This window comes from Mycobacterium sp. TH-M82 (assembly GCF_057473605.1).
Map to the genome: position 1 here is coordinate 1 of NZ_JBYCKY010000766.1, position 4,216 is coordinate 4,216.

Annotated in this window: 4 protein-coding genes and 1 pseudogene; 3 read left to right on the forward strand and 2 right to left on the reverse strand. The window is 70.1% G+C overall.

The window, feature by feature from the left end; translation table 11 throughout:
• Together AC2VON_RS22670 and AC2VON_RS22675 are read right to left on the reverse strand one after the other, a co-directional pair.
• Positions 1–313: pseudogene (locus tag AC2VON_RS22670) on the reverse strand (family 65 glycosyl hydrolase); the annotation flags it as partial.
• Between the two features lie 9 nt (positions 314–322).
• Positions 323–1,093, reverse strand: a complete 771-nt coding sequence (locus tag AC2VON_RS22675; RefSeq protein ID WP_486954883.1) for a beta-phosphoglucomutase family hydrolase — start codon at positions 1,091–1,093, stop codon at positions 323–325.
• A 75-nt stretch (positions 1,094–1,168) separates the two neighbouring features.
• Here AC2VON_RS22675 and guaA point away from each other — a divergent pair, with 75 nt between their 5' ends.
• The 3 genes from guaA to AC2VON_RS22690 form a co-directional block, all read left to right on the forward strand.
• Positions 1,169–2,731: a glutamine-hydrolyzing GMP synthase gene (gene guaA, locus AC2VON_RS22680; RefSeq protein ID WP_486954884.1), complete on the forward strand. Its 1,563-nt coding sequence runs from the start codon at positions 1,169–1,171 to the stop codon at positions 2,729–2,731.
• Between the two features lie 268 nt (positions 2,732–2,999).
• Positions 3,000–3,686, forward strand: coding sequence for a hypothetical protein (locus AC2VON_RS22685; protein ID WP_486954885.1), 687 nt, complete (start codon positions 3,000–3,002; stop codon positions 3,684–3,686).
• A 39-nt stretch (positions 3,687–3,725) separates the two neighbouring features.
• On the forward strand, positions 3,726–4,216 hold a 491-nt coding region (locus tag AC2VON_RS22690; protein ID WP_486954886.1), incomplete at its 3' end, for a Y-family DNA polymerase.

Here is a 4,216-nt window from a genome sequence, read left to right on the forward strand (position 1 = left end):
CGTAGCGGACGTCGAACGGCTCGTCGTCGACCATCAGCCGGATGATCTTGCCGTTGGTGACGTTGACGACGGTCTGGCCGGCCTCGGGATAGCCGTATCCGGCTTCGGCGTAGGGCAGTGGCCGCACCTCGTAGAACGAATTCAGGTAGGTGCCGGGCAGGCCCGACGGCTCACCTTCGTCGAGGTTGCCGCGTAGCCCGATGTGCCCGTTGGAAAGCGCGAACAACGACTCGGCTTGCGCCAGCACGTCCAGGTCGAGATGGGTCTCGCGCACCTGCCAGGGTTCGACGGGAAAAATCTGTTCCGGAATCATCATCGCCGCCTACAGCAGTTCCGCAAGATCGGTGACCACGACGTCGGCGCCGCTTTCGCGCAGCTCCTCGGCCTGACCGACCCGGTCGACACCCACCACGAAGCCGAAGTTACCGGCCCGCCCGGCCGCCACACCGGACAGGGCGTCTTCGAACACCGCGGCCGCGGCGGGAGGGACCGCCAGCAGCTGTGCGGCCCGCAGGAAGGAATCCGGCGCCGGCTTGCCCGCGAGGTGTTCGGTGCGCAGCGTCACCCCGTCGACGCGGTGCTGGATGTAGCGGTTCAGCCCGGTGATCTCCAAAACGTCGCGGGTGTTGGCGCTTGCTGACACCACCGCCGTGGAAAGGCCCGCGGCGGCGACCGCCTCAAGGTAGCGCCGCGACCCGTCGAACACGGCGACGCCGTCGTCGTGCAGCGTCTGCTGGAACGCCACGTTCTTGCGAGCACCCAGGCCGTGCACCGTCTCCGCGCCGGGCGGGTCGTCGGGGCCGCCCTCGGGCAGTTCGATGCCCCGGCTGGCCAGAAACGACCGAACCCCGTCTTCGCGTTTCTTGCCGTCGACGTAACGCAGGTAGTCGGTGACCGGATCAAACGGCGCGAACGGTTCGCCGGTGTGCTCGGCCCGCTGCTGCAGGTAGGCGTCGAACATCGCCTTCCAGGCCTTGGCGTGCACGCTCGCGGTGTCGGTGAGCACACCGTCGAGGTCGAACAGGCAGGCGTGCACCGTCTCGGGCAGTCCCAGCACAGCGACTCCTTTCGGCTCGGGGCCGTACCACTTCATCACGTCTTCATCGCGTCTGCAGCCGAACCGGCTGCGTTTTCGCCGTTGCGGTTGCGCCCTCAATAGACTCAAGCCGTGCAGTCAGCATCGCCGCGTCCGGTTCTGGTGGTCGACTTCGGTGCACAGTACGCCCAGCTGATAGCCCGGCGGATCCGTGAGGCCCAGGTGTTCTCCGAAGTCGTTCCGCACACCGCGCCGGTCGCCGGGATCAAGGCCCGCGACCCGCAGGCGATCGTGCTCTCCGGCGGGCCGGCCAGCGTCTACGCCGACGGCGCGCCGCAACTGGATCCGGCACTGTTCGACCTGGGGGTTCCGGTGTTCGGCATCTGCTACGGCTTTCAGGCGATGGCGCAGGCCCTGGGCGGCACCGTAGCACGAACCGGCACCAGCGAATACGGCCGCACCGAGATGAAAGTCCTTGGTGGCGAGCTGCATTCGGGTCTGGCTGACACGCAGCAGGTGTGGATGAGCCACGGCGACGCGGTCACTGCCGCACCGGACGGGTTCGACGTGGTGGCCAGCACGGCCGGCGCTCCGGTGGCGGCGTTCGAGGACCGGGCCCGCCGTCTGGCCGGCGTGCAGTATCACCCGGAGGTGATCCACACCCCGCACGGACAGCAGGTGCTCAGCCGGTTTCTGCACGAGTTCGCCGGACTCGGCGCGGACTGGACGGCGGCCGGCATCGCCGACGCACTCGTCGGGCAGGTGCGCGAGCGGATCGGCGACGGCCATGCGATCTGCGGCCTCTCCGGCGGCGTGGACTCCGCGGTGGCCGCGGCGCTGGTGCAGCGCGCCATCGGGGGGAGGTTGACCTGTGTCTTCGTCGACCACGGGCTGCTGCGCGCCGGCGAGCGCGAGCAGGTGCAGCGCGACTTCGTCGCCGCCACCGGCGCGCGACTGATCACCGTCGACGCCCGGGACACCTTCCTGCGGGCACTGTCCGGGGTGAGCAACCCCGAGGGCAAGCGCAAGATCATCGGCCGGCAGTTCATCCGGGCTTTCGAGACCGCGGTGCGAGACGCCATGGGCGGTGGGGCCGGGGACGCCATCGAGTTCCTCGTGCAGGGCACGCTGTATCCGGACGTGGTCGAATCCGGCGGCGGGACGGGTACGGCGAACATCAAGAGCCACCACAACGTCGGCGGCCTGCCTGACGACTTGAAGTTCACCCTCGTCGAACCGCTGCGGCTGCTGTTCAAAGACGAGGTGCGCGCGGTCGGTCGCGAGTTGGGCCTGCCCGAGGAAATCGTTGCACGCCAGCCCTTTCCGGGTCCGGGGCTGGGAATCCGAATCGTCGGTGAGGTCACCGCGGCGCGGCTGGACACGCTGCGGCACGCCGACGCGATCGCCCGCGAGGAACTGACCGCCGCCGGCCTGGACAACCAGATCTGGCAGTGCCCGGTGGTGCTGCTCGCCGACATCCGCTCGGTCGGCGTGCAGGGCGACGGCCGCACCTACGGACACCCGATCGTGTTGCGTCCGGTGTCCAGCGAGGACGCCATGACCGCGGACTGGACCCGGGTGCCCTACGAGGTGTGCGAGCGCATTTCCACGCGGATCACCAACGAAGTGCCCGAGGTCAACCGGGTGGTGCTGGACGTCACCAGCAAGCCGCCCGGCACCATCGAGTGGGAGTGACTGTCCCTGCCCTGTCCTGCCGGGCGCACCACCCTTTGACCACATCCGCCACTTGCGTACCGCCAAACCTGACATGGCACGTGATCGAGAGTGATAGCACACGCGCTATCCATTTCCAGCGGGTCCACACCCAGCTTCCGAGGGACGTGTGTGGTTCACGATGCCCGTGATGAGCCAGTGACGACCCTGCTTGACGATGTCGGTGGGGGGGTGTTCACTCGGTCATATCGAACATAGTTTCGATAAATTTGGACATCAGGAGGGACCCATGACGGCGCCCGCTCTTTCCGATCGGCGGGCTGACCAGCTGGAACAGCTGCGCCGGCGGATGGCGGCGGTGTCCGGGAAGGTGGGGCCCGGATGGCGCGGCGAAACGTCCGGGCCGGCGCCGGAGCCTTTGCTGCCGGTCCCGGAGTCACTGGCCGAAGCGCTGCCCGCTGGGTTGCCGCGGGGAACGGTGGCGGTGTTGTCGGGAGCCCGGTCGCTGGCGTTGGGCATGGTGGCCGCGGTGACGGCCGCCGGGGGCAACGCGGCCATCGTCGGCCAGCCGGACACCGGCCTGCTGGCCGCCGCCGAGATGGGCGCCGACCTGAGCCGGCTGGCGGTGATCCCCGATCCCGGCACCGATCCGGTGGAGGTCGCCGCGGTGCTTGTGGATGGAATGGATCTGGTGGTCCTCGGGCTGGGCGGGCGCTCGGTGCCGCCGGCGCGGGCCCGGGCGGTGACGGCCCGCTCCCGCCAGAAGGGCTGCGCCCTGCTGGTCACCGGCGGCGACTGGCCGGGCGCGGCGCTGCGGCTGGATGCCCGGGTGTGCGGCTATGAGATAGCGGGCGGAGCCGTCCCCGGATTCGGACGGATCAGCGCGGTGCGGCTCGAGGTGCAGGTGCGGGGGCGGGTGCCCGGGCCTCAAGCTGGGTCTCGAGCACGGTTTCAAGCCGGGTCTCCAGCTGGGTGAGGCACTGCGGTGTCGTCTCGGGTATTAGCGATCTGGTGCATGGATTGGCCCGCGGCCGCTGCGGCGGCAGCCGCGGGCCTGCCGGCTAGCGCCCCGGTCGCGGTCACCCTGGCCAACCGGGTGCTCGCCTGCTCGTCGGCCGCCCGCGCCGCGGGAGTACGGCGCGGACTGCGGCGCCGAGAGGCCGCGGCCCGCTGCCCGCGGCTGCATGTGGTGGCCGCGGACACCGACCGCGACGCCCGGTGCTTCGAGCCGGTGCTCGCCGCGGTGGACGAACTGGTGCCCCGCGCCCTCGGCGTTGAGGTGCTGCGGCCGGGGCTGCTGGTGTTGCCGGTACGCGGGGCGGCCCGGGCTTTCGGCCCCGAACGGGCCTTTGAACAGAACCTGGCCGAACGGCTGATCGACGCGGTGGCTGTGAGTACCGTGGCCGGCGCCGAATGTCAGGCCGGGATCGCCGACCGGTTGTCCACCGCGGTGTTCGCCGCCCGCGCCGGTCGGGTGATAGAGCCGGGCTGCGACGCGCGGTTTTT

Bases quoted from the DNA above. Each gene is read 5' to 3' on its own strand.
- AC2VON_RS22685 (WP_486954885.1), top strand. From the start codon at position 3,000: ATGACGGCGCCCGCTCTTTCCGATCGGCGGGCTGACCAGCTGGAACAG.
- AC2VON_RS22675 (WP_486954883.1), bottom strand. From the start codon at position 1,093: ATGAAGTGGTACGGCCCCGAGCCGAAAGGAGTCGCTGTGCTGGGACTG.